The following is a 14,716-nucleotide window of genomic DNA, read 5'->3' on the forward strand; positions in this document are numbered from 1 at the left end:
GAATATCTCCATTATTGTCGCCGCCAGCCTTAGTTACAGCTGCTATGATGAATGAGATCGAAAACTGAAATCCCCCACTAGAATTGTTGACTGGAGTCAAAATGAATAAAAAGCGGCCGGTTAATCTTGATATTCGAACCATTCAGCTTCCTCTCACGGCGCTTACATCGATTCTGCACCGGATTTCAGGAATTATGCTCTTTATTTTTCTGGGACTGATACTGTATATGCTGAGCAAATCGTTGGAGTCAGAAAAGGGTTTTAATGAAGTCAAGGAGATTTTTTCTTCACCTTTCGGCAAAGTTAGTTTCTGGTTGGTATACTCTTCATTTATTTATCATCTCGTAGCCGGAATTCGACACCTAGTTATGGATGTGGGTGTTGGTCATACTTTGAAAGGCAGCAATCGCGCCTCTACTATTGTTTTAGTAGTGTCGGGTGTTTTAATGGTTGCTGGCGCCGTATGGATTTGGTAGCTGTGGAGTCGTAATGCGTATTTACAAGGACTAAAAGCGTCCTTTAAAGCTAACTTACGAAAGTATTTATAATCGACGGTTCACGCTTAAACGGTTGAATCCTTTCGGGCTTCCGAATAGCTGTTAGCTGAAAGCTATCATGAGCTAAGTTTTCTGTGCATCATCAAATGTGTTAATGGGAGCGCCATAGTACTAGGTACAAATATGGCTCTAGGACAATGTTAGATGTTTTGGATTTTGAGGCGGATCGCTCTTATCGAAGATCGTCTAATTCGCTCTGAAGCGCAGGTTTTTTGAAACTATCACCTGGTTGGCACACTGTGCGAATCAACATCAGATATGAGAAAGCCAATCAGGTGAACACTACCCTCGAGGGCTCATCTGTCCAGTTAAAGCCTCGAGTCTTTCTGGGTGCGCAAAAGACAAGAAGGTTATATGGGAAAATTATGAGGCCTGGATACCATGCGTCATGGGCGTGCCGATGCTGTGAGTGACAGAGCGAGAAGCAAGTGAAAGTCCCTGAAGTAGGGGCGGGATGCGCCCGAGTGGCATTTTTTGTCTTAAGGTAGATCGCGTAGCTGTTCTTCAGAATAATCTTCAGAGCGTTGACGACAGCCATCGCTGTGCATTCCTCAAGAATAGAATGTGTCGGAAGGGTGGCGTCATTGGTGTTAGTCATCGCTTAGGATTTCTCAATCTGGCTTACACGGGCGCCTGTACCGATATCCCCGCGGATGGCGACGTATCGATGTTGAATTCCTCGCCAGACGAAGTGCAATGAGCTGCGGCTATAGGCTTGCGCAGCCTTAGATAGCCGGCCGTCGCAGGCGCGCCGGTTGGCCGGGATCTTCTTCTGCCCGTCAGGTGTCCGGTCGGAACTCCAGCACGAACGCTACGACCTTTTCGGCGGACATTTCGCACGGCTTCAACAATGTCCTATCTGATGTAACGCGGAAGAGGTTGAAGCTGACAATGTCAGTCCCGTCCAACTCCCTGGCGAACAGACTGTTGCGACGTCCGTCCCCAGATCGCCGGACGATCAAGCTGAAACGCCGGCCTTCATAAGTCCCTTCTCTGTATCCCTCCGCAAGCTTCGCGAAAGCGGCATCGAACTCGGAATGCTCCATGTCATCCATCCTTATTGATAGAACAGAGGCGCGGCGGGTGCGAGACCGCCATTGCCGGGTCGCGCTAAGGTGCCGGGCAGATTCCTGCAGCCGACGAGGCCCGGGGTGGGCAGGATAATTGAGATGTCGGCGCCCGCATGGCTATCAGCGAAGTCGTCCGTCCAGTCTGCTAGGCAACGTCCACGCCTTTCCAGAAAGCGATGTAATCCCGGATACCCTCGGCATCCGGAGTGGGGGCGGGATAGGTCCAAGCGGCGTTCACGTTGAGCGCGTCACCCGCGCGAACATGAAAGAAGCGCGCGGCGCCTTTGATCGGACAGACAGATGTGTGCGGGCTCATCTCAAGCAGGCTCAGGTCGACTCCTGACGGTGGGAAGTAGTGATTTCCCTCGACGATGACTGTTTCGTCGCTTGTGGCGATAGTAGTGTCTTTCCAGATGGCTGAGACCAACGGACTCTCCTTTTGTATTCATCAACCGGCGAAGGCTCGCGGGCTGGCTGCCCCAAGCCGCACCTCCTCAGGTGGCAGGCGGGTTGCGCCCGAGAAGTTTGTCGAGCTCGCCTCTGACATCGAGCGCGAATAGCTCATCGGAGCCACCGATAAGGGTGCCATTGATGAAGATCTGCGGCACGGAGCTTCGCCCCGACGCTTCCGCCATGGCCTGCCGGTGAGCCGGATCCGCCTCAATATCGAGCTCCTTCCATCGCACGCCCTTTTCCTTGAGGAGCGCCTTCGCTCGGCGGCAGAACGGGCACCAATTCGTGGTGTACAGCAATACATCAGTTGTCATATTGCATCTCCGGCAGTTGCACGCGGATCGCTGTCATGGCGTTGATCTCCAATTCGCGGCGTTCAAAGATGGCGACTGCACCTTGGCCGACATCGGAGCAGATGCTGACGATTGGCCGCTATCCAGGCGACATGGCCCAAAGTGCTTTCACCGCCAGGCAGAGGCCGCACGCGCCTCCTGTAGCGCCGAGCCGATGCTCTAAGGTAACCGAGCCTCGATTGGGACGGAAGCGGTCCCGCTCGAATCGCCCATCATGCTGGTCGAGCATATCAGGACGACGGATAGTGCAGGAACTTTCAAATTGAGCTTGATGTCGAGCCAGGTATCGCGAGCGAAGGCGTTCTAGAGGCCGGGGGGTACGAAGACTGTGTTCGGCAAAACGGTTCACGTTGATCGCCAAAGCTTCCCAGGGCGCACGTCTACGATCGGCGCGACGTGAGGTAGCTCGCGCCGCTAGCCCCCGTAGCGCTCCGTCTTGATGATGGAGGCGTCCAAGCCCGCCAGCAGCGCGCTATCGGTTGCGATGTTGACGAATCCGTTAGACCCGCAGACGAACACTTGCGTCGGCTTTCCCTGAAGCCTGGTTAGAATTTCTTGGACCATCATGCCGTCGATCCGTCGCGCAAAGTCCGATGCGCGAACCGGTTTCTCGCGCGTAATCGCGAGCGCCAGGACGAACGCCGGATCGCTGATTTCGATGCAATGAAGTTCTTCTGAGAAGAGAACGTCCTCGGCGGTTCGTGCGGACAGGAGCAACGCTGTCGGAACGGCTTGGGCCAATGCGCGGCGCTGCCGGATCATTGCCATCAACGGCACGAGGCCGGAGCCTCCCCCGATCAACAGAACCGGATCTATGGCAGGCTCAGGCCAAAGGAAATGGCCACCGAGCGGACCGCGAACTTCGATTTCGTCACCAATCGCCGCGATGTCGTGAAAAAACGGCGAAACTTCGGCATCCGGCATGCGCTCGATAGCTATCTCGACGATCGGGGTCGAAACTGCCGATGACGCGATCGAGTAGCTGCGCATTGCACTGTAGCCGTCGGGCGCGGTCAGCCGGATATCGACGTGCTGACCTGCGGTGTGCGCGAACGGCTTGCTCAACCGAAGGAAGAAGCTCTTGATACTCGGTGTTTGCTGGATGATGTCGTCGATCACGCATGATTGCCACGAACGGACTTGCGCTTCGTTTTCAGTCATGGGTGTATCGTTGTTCGCGCCACGGATCGCCGTAGATGTGATAGCCGTGCAGCTCCCAAAAGCCGGCCTCGTCACGCGTCGTGAATTGCAGCGCATTCACCCATTTGGCGGATTTCCAGAAGTAAAGGTGCGGCACTAGAAGACGCGCCGGCCCCCCATGATCGCGGGAAAGTGGCTTGCCCGCATAACTGAGGGCGACCATCGCTTTCCCGGAAAGCAGATCCGTCAGAGGGACGTTTGTCGAATAATTATCGTAGCAGTGCGCCAAGACGAAATCGGTAGGCCGATCAAGCTCTGCATCTGCAAGGATGTCTTCAATGAGTACACCCTCCCAAACGGTATCCAGTTTGGACCAAGAGGTGACGCAGTGAATATCCTTTGTCACCTGGGTCTTTGGTAGAGTGTTGAATTCGCCCCAATTCCACGTTTTGACGGGCTTCGGACCAATTTTGACTGTGAATTTCCAGTCGGAGGGCTCTACCCTCGGCGTAGGGCCGGCCGACAGAACAGGGAAATCCTCCACCAGATGCTGACCTGGCGGAATCCGATCGGACTGGTCGCCTGAACCGCGACCGGTGAAACCTCTGGTGACCATAGTGACCCCTCTTGCTCGATACGGCAGACCGAAGCCGGCCTTCATTTCAGTACTCTGCGTAAAGCATTTGCCCGCACATCCGCCGAATAAGCCAATCGACTAAAAATCAGATACAGATGCTCTATCATCGTAAAAAATCGCGTATCGAACATAGCGTCAGGCCAGCATGATTCCCAATACCCAATGGCTATAGGGTAGATAACCCCAAGGCTGCGTACGCTGATCTGCGGTATGCGGAGCGGAAGTTGCAGGTTCGCTCTCAAACGGATGGGCAGCGTGCAAAGCTCAAGGCTCACCAGCGCATGGTTGCCCAGTTCGCGCTCGCCGGCAGCTTGAGTATATTAAGGACGAAATGTCGATCTGATCTATTCTGGCTTCAGGAAATAGGGAAAATAAGGTCGGACGTTCGCGCACCGTCGCGACGCGCGATCATCCACTAAGCTTCTGTATCGGGGTTGGAGGATCAGATGAACGAGATCGAACGACAAGCGCCTGAGCTGCGGGTGCAAAAATGGATTGGCAAAGATGGGGAAAGTATCGCGCCGTTCAAACTGTCAGATATCGGGCCCGGCCCGAAAATCTTGTTTGCCTTCCAGCATTGGTGCCAAGGTTGCCATTTGCATGGGTTTCCGACGCTACAAAAGTTGCATGCAGCGTTGAGCTCAAAAGACGTGGGGTTCGCAGTGATCCAGACCGTCTTCGAAGGAACGCATGAGAATACCTTCGAGAAGTTGCGCGTGAACCAGCTCAAGTATGAGCTTCCTATCGTTTTCGGTCACGACGAGCAACCGACCGGCTCGCCGTTTCCAACCTTCATGGAAGACTACCGCACACGAGGAACTCCGTGGTTTACGGTTATCGACGCTGGCGGTAGCATTGTTTTCTCGGACTTCCATCTCGACGCGGAGCTAGAGTATGGCTTTTTGCGTGTGCGCTGTGAAGATTGTCATCACGAGCGTTTGGTCGCTTTCAGCTGCAAACGGCGTGGTTTCTGCCCCAGCTGCGGTGCCCGCCGGATGGTGGAGAGTGCCGCACTTTTGGTGGATGAAGTATTTCCCGCAGAGCCTATTCGCCAATGGGTGCTGAGTTTTCCTTTCCAGTTGCGCTTTTTGCAGGCCCGTTACCCGGAGCTGATGGGCAAGGTCTTGAGCATCGTTTACCGTATACTCTCAACCCATCTGATTAAGAAAGCGGGTTTTACCAAGGCTACGGCACAAAGTGGATCGGTAACGCTCATCCAACGCTTTGGCTCCGCGCTGAATCTGAATGTACACTACCACATGCTGTTTCTCGACGGGATTTACACCGAAGACGGCCATGGTAAACAGCGCTTCCATCGGGTCAAAGCGCCGACCCACGATGAGCTGAATACCCTCGTCCACACGCTTAGCCATCGCATTGCTCGCTGTCTGGAAAAGCGAGGCGTATTAGAGCGCGATGCCGAGAATACCTGGTTGACTCTGGAAGAGGAGGAAGGCGATGTGCTGACGCAACTGCAGGGCGCATCAGTGACCTATCGCATCGCCACCGGTCCTCAGCAGGGGCGCAAGGTCTTCACCCTACAAACCTTACCGGGGCGAGAGAATCAGGCCGACACCAACAGCCGAGTGGCGAACTATGCCGGCTTCTCGCTACACGCCGGTGTCATGGCCGAAGCGCATCAGCGAGATAAGCTTGAGCGCCTGTGTCGCTATATCAGTCGGCCAGCGATCTCGGAAAAGCGTCTGGCATTGACCGCCAATGGACAAATCCGCTACGAGCTCAAAACCCCTTACCGCAATGGCACTACGCATGTGATCTTCGAACCACTGGATTTCATTGCCAAGCTAGCGGCTTTGGTACCCAAGCCTAGGGTCAACCTTACTCGATTCCACGGGCTTTTTGCACCGAACAGCAAACACCGCGTTCAAGTAACACCCGCTAAGCGGGGCAAAAAGCCCGATCAATCGGAAGGTCTCGATACTGGCTGGTGTGACAAGAGCCCCGCAGAGCGCCACCGCGCTATGACCTGGATGCAACGACTCAAGCGTGTTTTCAACATCGACATCGAGGTCTGTGAACACTGCGGTGGCCAAGTCAAAGTGATTGCAAGCATTGAAGACCCGAAGGTGATTGAGCTGATTCTTAATTACCTCAGGCAGAAAGCCGCTAAGGTTGACGCTGCCAAACAGCACGAATTGCCGCCAGAGCGAGCCCCGCCACTGACTCCCAGCCTGTTCGACCCATCGCAGACTTGCCTATTTAATTGACGCGCCTAAGTTCTCAATCCATGCACTGTCAGCCTTTGCGGCAGGCCGGTGGGGCAACTGTCGGCTAGAGATCCATTCGCCAGGCACTTTTCGGTCAAATCGACCAAAATACGACCTGCTTTAGGCGCTGTGAAGCTAAATTCTGGGGCTTAGGCAATAAAAATGAGCAGCAATTTCGGGTATGATACTTCAGCTTAGGGGTGAAAAGGTGCTTTATACTTCCTATACTCAAATCTATATCTTTAATGCGTAGTTGTAATAACTCTGTCAATCTCATGCCTGTGCCATAGAGCATTTTAGCCATTAACAGATGAATACCTGATAAATGTTTAAAAACGGACTGAACCTCTAGGTGTGTTAATGCTACAGGTAATCTTTTGGGTTTATTGGGTCGATTTAATTCTAGTAACCAAGGTAGCCCTACGCCAAGTACCTCCTTATATAAGAAAAGTAATGCTGAAAGTGCTTGATGATGTGTAGATTGTGAAACATTTCCCACGTTCACCAAATGTGACAGATAAGATTCCACTTCCAATCGACCCATCTCTTGTGGATGACGCATTTGATGAAAAATTACATAGCGTTTTATCCAACCACAATACGCTTGCTCAGTTCGATAACTCATATGCTTATAGCGTATACGTTGTCTAACTAAATCGAATAGTTTTGGGTGCTGAGTTGTCATCATATTATCCTTGTTATTTTTTTTGTTTAATGATAATTTTAGTTTAAATAAATCAATGCTTTTTGTTGTATTTTTAATCAAATAGGTGTCTTATGCAGCAAGTTTTTTTTCATCTTATGTGTCACCTCTGCCGCATAAGAGTAGTTGGGCGTCTTCATCCAATCTGTGAGGCTTTCATCCAATGAAGAAAGCAATCCTTCTCGTTGTGTCTCATGTGTGCGTTCTCGCGGCGGGCTTCGCGCTTGGTGTCTATGCGCTTCCTATCCTTACCGCCCCTACTGCACCCACGCTAGCCGAAACCTCGCTAGCAGCGAGCCAAAGCATCTACAAGGGGGAGTTCCGGCGCGACCTCAAAGACAGTGACGCCCTCCATTGGGGGCAAGGCACAGTGAACGTGGGCTCAAAGAGCATTGCGTTCACCGGCAAGCTAGCGCCTGGCCCTGACTACAAGCTCTACCTATCTCCTGAGTTCGTGGAAACGGAAAAAGACTTTGCACGTCTGAAGCCGCAGATGAAACGCATAGGCGATGTTCGTACCTTCGAGAACTTCGTGGTTCCTGTGCCTGAATCAATAGACGTCTCGCAGTACAAAGCCGTCATCGTCTGGTGTGAGTCTTTCTCACAGTTCATTACTGCCGCTGAATACAGGTAGTCCATGCTCAGTGCAAAGACGCCCAACACTTCCATCGAGAGGGACGTCCAAGGGCTGTCGCCCTCGGCCGCCCCTCATGTCAAACGTTAGGCAATAAAACTATGTCATCATTTTCAGACTCTAAGGCAATCAGTGGCTACGCAGAAAACGCTACATTCGATGATCCCACAGAGCGACTAGTGAAGCAACTTGAGCAAGGTTAATCGTTGGAAGGTGGGCAATCATCCTGATTGCCACCCATCCCCTGATGCCCACTACAGGCGTTGCGCGCTGTAACTCTGTTGATCAGCGTGCGAAAACCCGGATCCGGATAGGAGGAGCGTCAACGATTGAATCAATCCGTTGGGAGAGGGCGGCTCCGCTCCGTCAGCTCGGCAATAGATAACCCATTCTCGCCGAGCAACTCTCTGATCCGATCGACGATATGAGCCCCTAGCGCCGCTGTCTTGGTCCCCCCCACAGATTCCCAAGATGCGAGTTCACACGCCGATACCTCGTGGTCAGCGCCGAAGTGCTTCTGTCGGTATGTCACCGCCGCCCTTCAATGATAAAGGCGCGGTAACGGGAACCGGCAAAGCGTTGAGCAGCGATGGTTTGGTAGGCGGGACTGTCATACCAGTCGCGAGCGGCCTGCATCGTCGGGAAACGCAAGATTACGGCCCCTTCGATGGGCGGCCCCTCCAAATGCTGGATCGCGCCATAAGCGGCGAGAAAGGTAACGTCGTGACCATCGAACGATGGTCCGACGCCTGCAGAATAGGTTGCGAGTGCATGTGGGTCGCTGGTTTCTTCCCGCGTAAAGACGACGAACGCTTCCATCATTAGGCCTCTCAAAGGTTGGATCTGTTGGCCATTACCACCGGTGATGGCCTCACAGTCGTCAGGCTGGCAACTGGAACCCTATTTTCATGAGTGCCTCGACGCACGCATCCTGATCCTGCTGATAGTTGCCTCCGGAGATGCCTATGCCGCCGATCAACTTCCCATCCTCCAGAATCGGATAACCGCCGCCGACAGCGACCATCCGAGGGCGATAGGCTAGCGGCGCCACTTTTGGATCGTTGGTCACATAGTCGTTCCAGACATGGGTCGGGAACCCAAACGAGGCGGAACTCCAGGCCTTGTCGATGGCAACATCGACGGTAAGGAACGGCGCATCGTCGGTGCGCTCGAACGCGCGCAGGTTACCGGTGGCGTCGACGACGGCGACGGCAGCCGGGATGCCGATGGCACGGGCCGCAGCGAGCGCCGCGTCGATGAGGGCGACTGCGGTTTCGCGGTTGATCGAGGCGGTGGCAATAGATTTGGTCATGGGATTCTCATCGCTGGGGCATAACCCGTTCGGCTTTTTGAGGTTGGACAAGATGTTTGGCGATCGCGGTCGTTAGAAGCCTTCGAGGACGATCTTGCCTTTAGCCGCGCCACTTTCGATCAGTGCATGCACCGTCTTCAGATTGGCGGCATTGATCGGCGACAGTCGCCGGGTCAGCGTCGTGCGGATTTTGCCGTCGTCAACCAGCGCTGCCATCGCATCCAGAATCTCGCCCTGCTCATTCATGTCGGGCGTGCCGTAGATCGACCGCGTGAACATCAGCTCGTGGTGGATCGACACCGCCTTGCGCTTGAAAACCATGATATCGAATGCCTTGGGATCGTCGATCAGTCCGAACCGTCCTTGTGGGGCGATCAGTTCGGCGATGTCGGCGACATGTTGCTCGGTATGTGTGGTCGAAAAGACGAAAGCGGGAGCACCGATGCCGAGTTCGGCGATCTGTGGCGCGAGCGGACGAGAATGGTCGATGACGTGGTGAGCTCCAAGCCCTCTTACCCACTCTTGGGTTTCCGGTCGAGAGGCTGTGGCGATGACGGTGAGGTCCGTGCGCTGTCGCGCGATCTGGACGGCGATCGACCCAACCCCGCCCGCGCCACCGATGATGAGGATCGCCTCCGCCGCACCGGGTACGGGCTTCGCCACGTCCAGGCGGTCGAACATCGCCTCCCAGGCCGTCAACGTCGTCAGCGGCAGCGCCGCCGCTTCCGCCCAGGAGAGCGACGCAGGTTTGTGACCGACAATCCGGGCGTCGACGAGATGGAACTCCGCATTGGTACCGGGCCGTGTGATCGATCCGGCATAATAGACCTCGTCGCCTAACTCGAACTGCGTGACGTCGGGGCCGACCTCGCGCACAATCCCGGCGGCATCCCATCCCAGCACCTTCCAATCGCCATCTGCCGGCGGCGTGCTGTTGCGGACCTTGTAGTCGACCGGGTTGACCGAGACGGCCTTCACCTCAACCAGGATATCGTATCCTGCAGCGACAGGCCGAGGCAGATTGATGTCGACCAGCGCGGCATCCGCGGCGATGGGTCCCGGAACCTTGTAACCAATGGCTTTCATAAATGTCTCCAGCTTGCTTGATCGGATGACGCGAATGCTCGTTAGTCAACTTCTTCTACATTGAGGTCCCGACTCTTGAACTGGGTCGCGGTAGCAGATTTCATCGAACACGTCGATCAACAGGCCTTTATGCTCTGTCGCCGGATCGGTGATCGCGTAGATGTTGGAGGCATCTTCGCCGTCGTCCCCGCTCTCGAGGCGCAACGCCGCATCGACGCGAATGCTGCATGCATCGAGGGTTGACCCTAGTTCGAGATCGACGAGATTGCCGTCCTTGACGCGGTATTCGCGGTCATAGCCGTTGGCGATGAATGACTGGACTGCTTCTAGAACGTCGGTCACCTGGGAGGTCATGGAAGCACCTTCATCTTGAACTGGATTGGACACGCTCGCGCACAAAGCGCGCTGTGACTCGGCGGACGGAGAAGCTCGCGAAGTGCGTTACTCATAGCCACTTGGCCTTCTTGAAGCGCATGAACAGGAGAAGGCAGAACACCGCTATCACTCCGAGCACGACGAAGTAGCCATATGGCGTGTCCAGTTCCGGCATGTGCTTGAAGTTCATGCCATATATTCCGGCGATCGCCGTCGGGACCGTCAAGATCGCCGCCCAGGCCGCGAGCTGGCGAGTGACCACACCGATCCTTTGCGCTTCCAGAAGGCTGCTGGCCTCGAAGACCGTGGACAGGACAAGCAGGAGGCCGTCGACCATGGACTGCACGCGGTGGACATGGTCCGCGACGTCGTGGAAATATGGTGTCATTTCGGCGCTGATGCAGGGAAAGTGGCCGCGAACGAGCTTTCGCACCAGCTCGGCCATAGCCCCGAGCGTGCGCTGGAACCGCGTGAGTTCGGACCTTAGTTCGAAGATTCGCGCCACCTCTTCTGGCCCGAGGAAATCGTGCAGCGACCGTCGCTCCATCGCCAGGACGTCGTCCTCGATCATTTCGAAGATGGGCAGATACTGGTCGACCACTCGGTGCAAGATCGCGTGCAGCACATAGTCGACACCCTTGCCGAACTGCGTCGGCGATGCCTCGAGTTGCTCCCGAAGTTTGCCCAGCGCTCCGGCATTGCCGTGCCGCACGGTGATAAGGTGATTGTGACCGGTGAAGATCGCCATCTTGCCGTAGCTGATCCGGTCGCCGACCAGCTCGGCGGTCTGGGCGACGACGTACAACTCATCGTTGTAGACCTCGAGCTTGGGCGGGCACAGCGGGTGCATGGCGTTGTCGATCGCCAAAGGATGGAGGTTATACGTCGTCTGGATCGCGCTGAGTTCGTCTGCGGTGGGCTCGCTAAGCGCGATCCAGCAGAAGCCCGAGCGATTCTCGTTTAGTTCGACGTGCTCATCGAGCCTGATTTCACGGACTCGCTTACCTTCGTTGTAATAATATGCGGCGATAATGGTCATGCAGGCCTCGCAGGAATTCGCAGGCCACGCTGTACAGCCGGTCGCGCCAGCCCGCGTTCGAGCCATGCCTGCACGTTCGAATAGCTACTTAGGCCGAGGATGTCGCCCGCTGCGTAGAATTCGACCAGCGCATTCACCCAGCCAAACGTCGCAATGTCCGCGATCGAGTAATCATCGACAATCCATTCGCGGCCCTCCAGCCGGTGATCCAGGACCCCGAGAAGACGCCTGGATTCATCAACAAAGCGCTGCCGAGGTCGCTTGTCCTCATAGTCCTTGCCGGCAAATCGCAGGAAAAAGCCTAGCTGTCCGAACATCGGCCCGATGGCCGACATCTGAAAGAACACCCACGCTAGGGTCTCGTAACGCTGGCCTGGTTCGGTGGAGATGAACTGACCCGTCTTGTCGGCCAGATAGAGGAGGATCGCACCGGATTCCCATAAGGCGATGGGTCTACCGTCAGGGCCAGCCGGATCGATGATCGCCGGTATGCGTCCGTTCGGGTTCAGCGACACGAACGCCGGATCCTTCGACTCGTTGTTCGAGATGTCGATCAGGTGGGGCTCGTACGCCAGGCCAGTCTCCTCAAGCATGATCGAGACCTTGACGCCATTGGGCGTAGGGGCTGCGTAGAGTTGCAGGCGATCGGGATGAGATGCCGGCCAGCGCTGCGTGATCGGAAAGGACGAGAGGTCTGGCATAAATCTGCGATCCTGGTGTTGCGATGGCGACTGACTGGAACGAGCCGTCACTCTGAAGTAGGGTTCGATGACCGCGTCGCTGAACGACGCGGTCACGAAGATTGCGGACCGGACCGGCGCAGTGGCAACGGCAGTGAAGCCTATTCCGCCGCGGTCCCGGCCGCTGGCTGTACGTCGTCAACCTTTTGGCGCTTCGGAAGCACCCAGCCGGGACGGACGAAGTGGCAGGTGTAGCCGCCCGGGCGCTTCTCCAGATAATCCTGGTGATCGGGCTCGGCCTCCCAGAACTCGCCGACCGGCTGGACCTCGGTCACCACTTTGCCATCCCACAGCCCCGAGGCATCCACATCGGCGATCGTATCCTCGGCGACGCGCTTCTGCTCCTCGTCGACATAATAGATGCCCGACCGGTAGGAGAGCCCACGATCATTGCCCTGGCGGTTCAGCGTCGTCGGATCGTGGATCTGGAAGAAGAATTCCAGGATGTTCCGGTAGCTCGTCACTGTCGGGTCGAAGACAATCTCGATCCCCTCGGCATGCGTGCCGTGATTACGATACGTGGCGTTCGGAATATCGCCGCCCGTGTAACCCACACGGGTCGAGATGATGCCGGGCCGCTTGCGGATCAGATCCTGCATGCCCCAGAAACATCCTCCTGCGAGAACAGCGCGCTGATGCATGTTAAGCCTCCTCTACTTGATCGAGATATTCACCGTATCCCTCGGACTCCATCTCGTCGCGCGGGATGAAGCGAAGGGACGCTGAGTTGATGCAGTACCGCAGACCGCCGCGGTCGGAAGGACCATCGGGGAACACATGGCCGAGATGACTGTCTGCGTGTACTGACCTGACCTCCGTCCGGACCATGCCGTGTGCGCTGTCCCGCACCTCGTTCACGTTTGCCGAAACGATCGGCTTGGTGAAGCTGGGCCAGCCAGTACCCGAATCGAACTTGTCCGTCGAAGCGAACAGTGGCTCTCCCGACACTATGTCGACGTAGATGCCAGGCTCCTTGTTGTCGTTGTACTCGCCCGTGAAGGGCCTTTCGGTGCCCGCCTCCTGGGTAATTCGGTGTTGCTCGGGAGTCAGGTGGTCGATTGCTGTCTGTGACTTTTCAAACTTCATTACAGTCTCCAATACTTATCTAGAGGGCCAGGCACGCTACCGCTAATTTTTTATGTCTCCTGATTTGCTCCTACAATGGTAGTGGGATGGCAAACGAGGTTTTACTAAGTGTTGGAAAATTAGAGATTTAAATTTCGCGTCTATTAATTCTAGCGCAACTGAGTGGTTAAGCAAGTACGTAATCAGTAAATATTAAAAAAATAACACAAAAGCACGATTATATAATACAGTGTCAGTGTTTTATGATAATCAACAACGCCTGTTTAGATGCTGGTAGATGCGAATTTTTTGGCGTACAGTCAAAATTTTCTGATGGTTGCTTAGTGTGTTGGCGCTGATGGAAAATTGACCCACCCTGCCGATTGAAATTTGACCCAGGGCGGATTGCTGATTTTGTTACCAGCAACTGTGGATAAGTCTACCAGCGCAGCTGCTGTTGCCCCCACTCCTTCGCTAGCCCAGTTCAGTTGTTTAAGACCTGCCACACGCAGCCATGTAGCAGGCCGTCGTCGCCATGAAATCAGAACGGCTCATCGTCCTCCGGTTCCTGGCCGCCCTTACGCTTTCGCTCCCGTGATTTGATCTTGGCCTGGGCCGCCAAGCTACTGTGTTGCAGGCGATAGGACTCGTTACCGGTTTCGACGATGTGGCAGTGGTGGGTCAGCCGATCCAGCAGGGCGGTGGTCATCTTGGCGTCGCCGAACACGCTCGACCATTCGGCGAAGCTCAGGTTGGTGGTGATCACCACGCTGGTGTGTTCGTACAGCTTGGATAGCAGGTGAAACAGCAACGCACCGCCGGCCTGGCTGAAGGGCAGATAACCCAGTTCGTCGAGGATGACCAGATCCATGCGCAGCAGAGCTTGGGCGATCCGCCCGGCTTTGCCGTCGTGCTTTTCGCGCTCCAGCAGATTGACCAGATCGACCGTGGAGTAGAAGCGCACGCGCTTGCCGTGCCGGGTGATGCCGGACACGGCCAGCGCAGTGGCCAGGTGGGTTTTACCGGTGCCAGGCCCACCGATCAGCACCACGTTCTGCGCGGTGTCGGTAAAGGCCAGACTGGCCAGTTCGCTGATCAAACGAGCGTCTGCGCTGGAGGCGCTGAAGTCGAAGCCGGCCAGGTCGCGGTGCATCGGCAGCTTGGCCATGTTCATCTGGTGGCTCACCGAGCGCATGGCGCGATCTGTGTGCTCTTGTTCCAGCAGGTGTTCGAGCAGCCACTTGGACGAGGCTGTGTTCGACTCACCCTGCGCAGTCAACTCCGCCCAGGCCGTGGCCATGCCGTGCAGGCGCAGCTCCTTGAG

Annotated in this window: 17 protein-coding genes; 3 read left to right on the plus strand and 14 right to left on the minus strand. The window is 55.6% G+C overall.

Annotation, left to right across the window (positions count from 1 at the left end; genetic code table 11):
- Nucleotides 1-101: 101 nt before the first annotated feature.
- Nucleotides 102-476 (plus strand): succinate dehydrogenase, cytochrome b556 subunit, encoded by a 375-nt coding sequence (sdhC, locus tag ACWQ4X_RS18440; RefSeq protein ID WP_005005993.1) that lies wholly within the window; start codon nt 102-104, stop codon nt 474-476.
- Nucleotides 477-1,772: 1,296 nt separating this feature from the next.
- On the opposite strand, the gene ACWQ4X_RS18445 is transcribed toward sdhC, so the two are convergent.
- The 4 genes from ACWQ4X_RS18445 to ACWQ4X_RS18460 all read right to left on the minus strand — a co-directional run bounded on the left by ACWQ4X_RS18445 (nt 1,773) and on the right by ACWQ4X_RS18460 (nt 4,189).
- Nucleotides 1,773-2,054, minus strand: coding sequence for a DUF427 domain-containing protein (locus ACWQ4X_RS18445; RefSeq protein ID WP_003464986.1), 282 nt, complete (start codon nt 2,052-2,054; stop codon nt 1,773-1,775).
- A gap of 67 nt (nt 2,055-2,121) precedes the next feature.
- A complete protein-coding gene (grxC, locus tag ACWQ4X_RS18450) occupies nt 2,122-2,394 on the minus strand; it encodes a glutaredoxin 3 (RefSeq protein WP_005005995.1) in 273 nt (90 codons plus the stop codon).
- A 453-nt stretch (nt 2,395-2,847) separates the two neighbouring features.
- Nucleotides 2,848-3,594 (minus strand): ferredoxin reductase, encoded by a 747-nt coding sequence (locus ACWQ4X_RS18455; RefSeq protein ID WP_002118292.1) that lies wholly within the window; start codon nt 3,592-3,594, stop codon nt 2,848-2,850.
- Entirely contained in the window at nt 3,587-4,189 is a 603-nt protein-coding gene (locus tag ACWQ4X_RS18460) for a sulfite oxidase-like oxidoreductase (protein ID WP_003464980.1), read from the minus strand. The genes ACWQ4X_RS18455 and ACWQ4X_RS18460 overlap by 8 nt, the downstream gene beginning before the upstream one ends.
- Before the next feature lie 467 nt (nt 4,190-4,656).
- On the opposite strand from ACWQ4X_RS18460, the gene ACWQ4X_RS18465 reads away from it, so the two are divergent.
- Nucleotides 4,657-6,438, plus strand: coding sequence for a transposase (locus ACWQ4X_RS18465; RefSeq protein ID WP_457904575.1), 1,782 nt, complete (start codon nt 4,657-4,659; stop codon nt 6,436-6,438).
- A gap of 94 nt (nt 6,439-6,532) precedes the next feature.
- On the opposite strand, the gene ACWQ4X_RS18470 is transcribed toward ACWQ4X_RS18465, so the two are convergent.
- Nucleotides 6,533-7,204, minus strand: a complete 672-nt coding sequence (locus ACWQ4X_RS18470; protein WP_198054698.1) for a phage integrase N-terminal SAM-like domain-containing protein — start codon at nt 7,202-7,204, stop codon at nt 6,533-6,535.
- 100 nt (nt 7,205-7,304) lie between these two features.
- Here ACWQ4X_RS18470 and ACWQ4X_RS18475 point away from each other — a divergent pair, with 100 nt between their 5' ends.
- Nucleotides 7,305-7,775, plus strand: a complete 471-nt coding sequence (locus ACWQ4X_RS18475) for a DM13 domain-containing protein (protein WP_039048263.1) — start codon at nt 7,305-7,307, stop codon at nt 7,773-7,775.
- Between the two features lie 528 nt (nt 7,776-8,303).
- Here the strand turns inward: ACWQ4X_RS18475 and ACWQ4X_RS18480 are convergent.
- The 9 genes from ACWQ4X_RS18480 to istB all read right to left on the minus strand — a co-directional run.
- Nucleotides 8,304-8,597 carry a DUF1330 domain-containing protein gene (locus ACWQ4X_RS18480; protein ID WP_010591688.1) on the minus strand — a complete coding sequence of 98 codons (294 nt, stop codon included), beginning with the start codon at nt 8,595-8,597 and terminating at the stop codon, nt 8,304-8,306.
- Nucleotides 8,598-8,655: 58 nt separating this feature from the next.
- A complete protein-coding gene (locus ACWQ4X_RS18485; protein ID WP_005006001.1) occupies nt 8,656-9,087 on the minus strand; it encodes a GlcG/HbpS family heme-binding protein in 432 nt (143 codons plus the stop codon).
- Between the two features lie 72 nt (nt 9,088-9,159).
- Nucleotides 9,160-10,173: a zinc-binding alcohol dehydrogenase family protein gene (locus ACWQ4X_RS18490; protein ID WP_002118279.1), complete on the minus strand. Its 1,014-nt coding sequence runs from the start codon at nt 10,171-10,173 to the stop codon at nt 9,160-9,162.
- A 45-nt stretch (nt 10,174-10,218) separates the two neighbouring features.
- On the minus strand, nt 10,219-10,527 hold the full coding sequence (locus ACWQ4X_RS18495) for a hypothetical protein (RefSeq protein WP_005006003.1): 309 nt from the start codon (nt 10,525-10,527) through the stop codon (nt 10,219-10,221).
- A gap of 91 nt (nt 10,528-10,618) precedes the next feature.
- Nucleotides 10,619-11,587, minus strand: a complete 969-nt coding sequence (locus ACWQ4X_RS18500) for a magnesium and cobalt transport protein CorA (RefSeq protein WP_002118270.1) — start codon at nt 11,585-11,587, stop codon at nt 10,619-10,621.
- Complete coding sequence (locus ACWQ4X_RS18505; RefSeq protein ID WP_005006007.1) at nt 11,584-12,288, minus strand: glutathione S-transferase N-terminal domain-containing protein; 705 nt, start codon at nt 12,286-12,288, stop codon at nt 11,584-11,586. Before ACWQ4X_RS18505 ends, ACWQ4X_RS18500 begins: the two co-directional genes overlap by 4 nt.
- A 140-nt stretch (nt 12,289-12,428) precedes the next feature.
- Complete coding sequence (gene msrA / locus ACWQ4X_RS18510; RefSeq protein ID WP_003464967.1) at nt 12,429-12,968, minus strand: peptide-methionine (S)-S-oxide reductase MsrA; 540 nt, start codon at nt 12,966-12,968, stop codon at nt 12,429-12,431.
- A 1-nt stretch (nt 12,969) separates the two neighbouring features.
- A complete protein-coding gene (gene msrB, locus ACWQ4X_RS18515) occupies nt 12,970-13,413 on the minus strand; it encodes a peptide-methionine (R)-S-oxide reductase MsrB (protein ID WP_003464965.1) in 444 nt (147 codons plus the stop codon).
- Between the two features lie 520 nt (nt 13,414-13,933).
- Nucleotides 13,934-14,716, minus strand: a 783-nt coding sequence (istB, locus tag ACWQ4X_RS18520) for an IS21-like element ISPst3 family helper ATPase IstB (RefSeq protein WP_107010019.1), incomplete at its 5' end; no start/stop codon positions are given.

The sequence above is a fragment of the Acinetobacter sp. NigerLNRRAM0016 genome (genome assembly GCF_054112845.1).

Coding starts and splice junctions, on each gene's coding strand:
- sdhC (WP_005005993.1), top strand. CDS start 102: ATGAATAAAAAGCGGCCGGTTAATCTTGATATTCGAACCATTCAGCTT.
- grxC (WP_005005995.1), bottom strand. CDS start 2,394: ATGACAACTGATGTATTGCTGTACACCACGAATTGGTGCCCGTTCTGC.
- ACWQ4X_RS18455 (WP_002118292.1), bottom strand. CDS start 3,594: ATGACTGAAAACGAAGCGCAAGTCCGTTCGTGGCAATCATGCGTGATC.
- ACWQ4X_RS18460 (WP_003464980.1), bottom strand. CDS start 4,189: ATGGTCACCAGAGGTTTCACCGGTCGCGGTTCAGGCGACCAGTCCGAT.
- ACWQ4X_RS18465 (WP_457904575.1), top strand. CDS start 4,657: ATGAACGAGATCGAACGACAAGCGCCTGAGCTGCGGGTGCAAAAATGG.
- ACWQ4X_RS18475 (WP_039048263.1), top strand. CDS start 7,305: ATGAAGAAAGCAATCCTTCTCGTTGTGTCTCATGTGTGCGTTCTCGCG.
- ACWQ4X_RS18480 (WP_010591688.1), bottom strand. CDS start 8,597: ATGATGGAAGCGTTCGTCGTCTTTACGCGGGAAGAAACCAGCGACCCA.
- ACWQ4X_RS18485 (WP_005006001.1), bottom strand. CDS start 9,087: ATGACCAAATCTATTGCCACCGCCTCGATCAACCGCGAAACCGCAGTC.
- ACWQ4X_RS18490 (WP_002118279.1), bottom strand. CDS start 10,173: ATGAAAGCCATTGGTTACAAGGTTCCGGGACCCATCGCCGCGGATGCC.
- ACWQ4X_RS18495 (WP_005006003.1), bottom strand. CDS start 10,527: ATGACCTCCCAGGTGACCGACGTTCTAGAAGCAGTCCAGTCATTCATC.
- ACWQ4X_RS18500 (WP_002118270.1), bottom strand. CDS start 11,587: ATGACCATTATCGCCGCATATTATTACAACGAAGGTAAGCGAGTCCGT.
- ACWQ4X_RS18505 (WP_005006007.1), bottom strand. CDS start 12,288: ATGCCAGACCTCTCGTCCTTTCCGATCACGCAGCGCTGGCCGGCATCT.
- msrA (WP_003464967.1), bottom strand. CDS start 12,968: ATGCATCAGCGCGCTGTTCTCGCAGGAGGATGTTTCTGGGGCATGCAG.
- msrB (WP_003464965.1), bottom strand. CDS start 13,413: ATGAAGTTTGAAAAGTCACAGACAGCAATCGACCACCTGACTCCCGAG.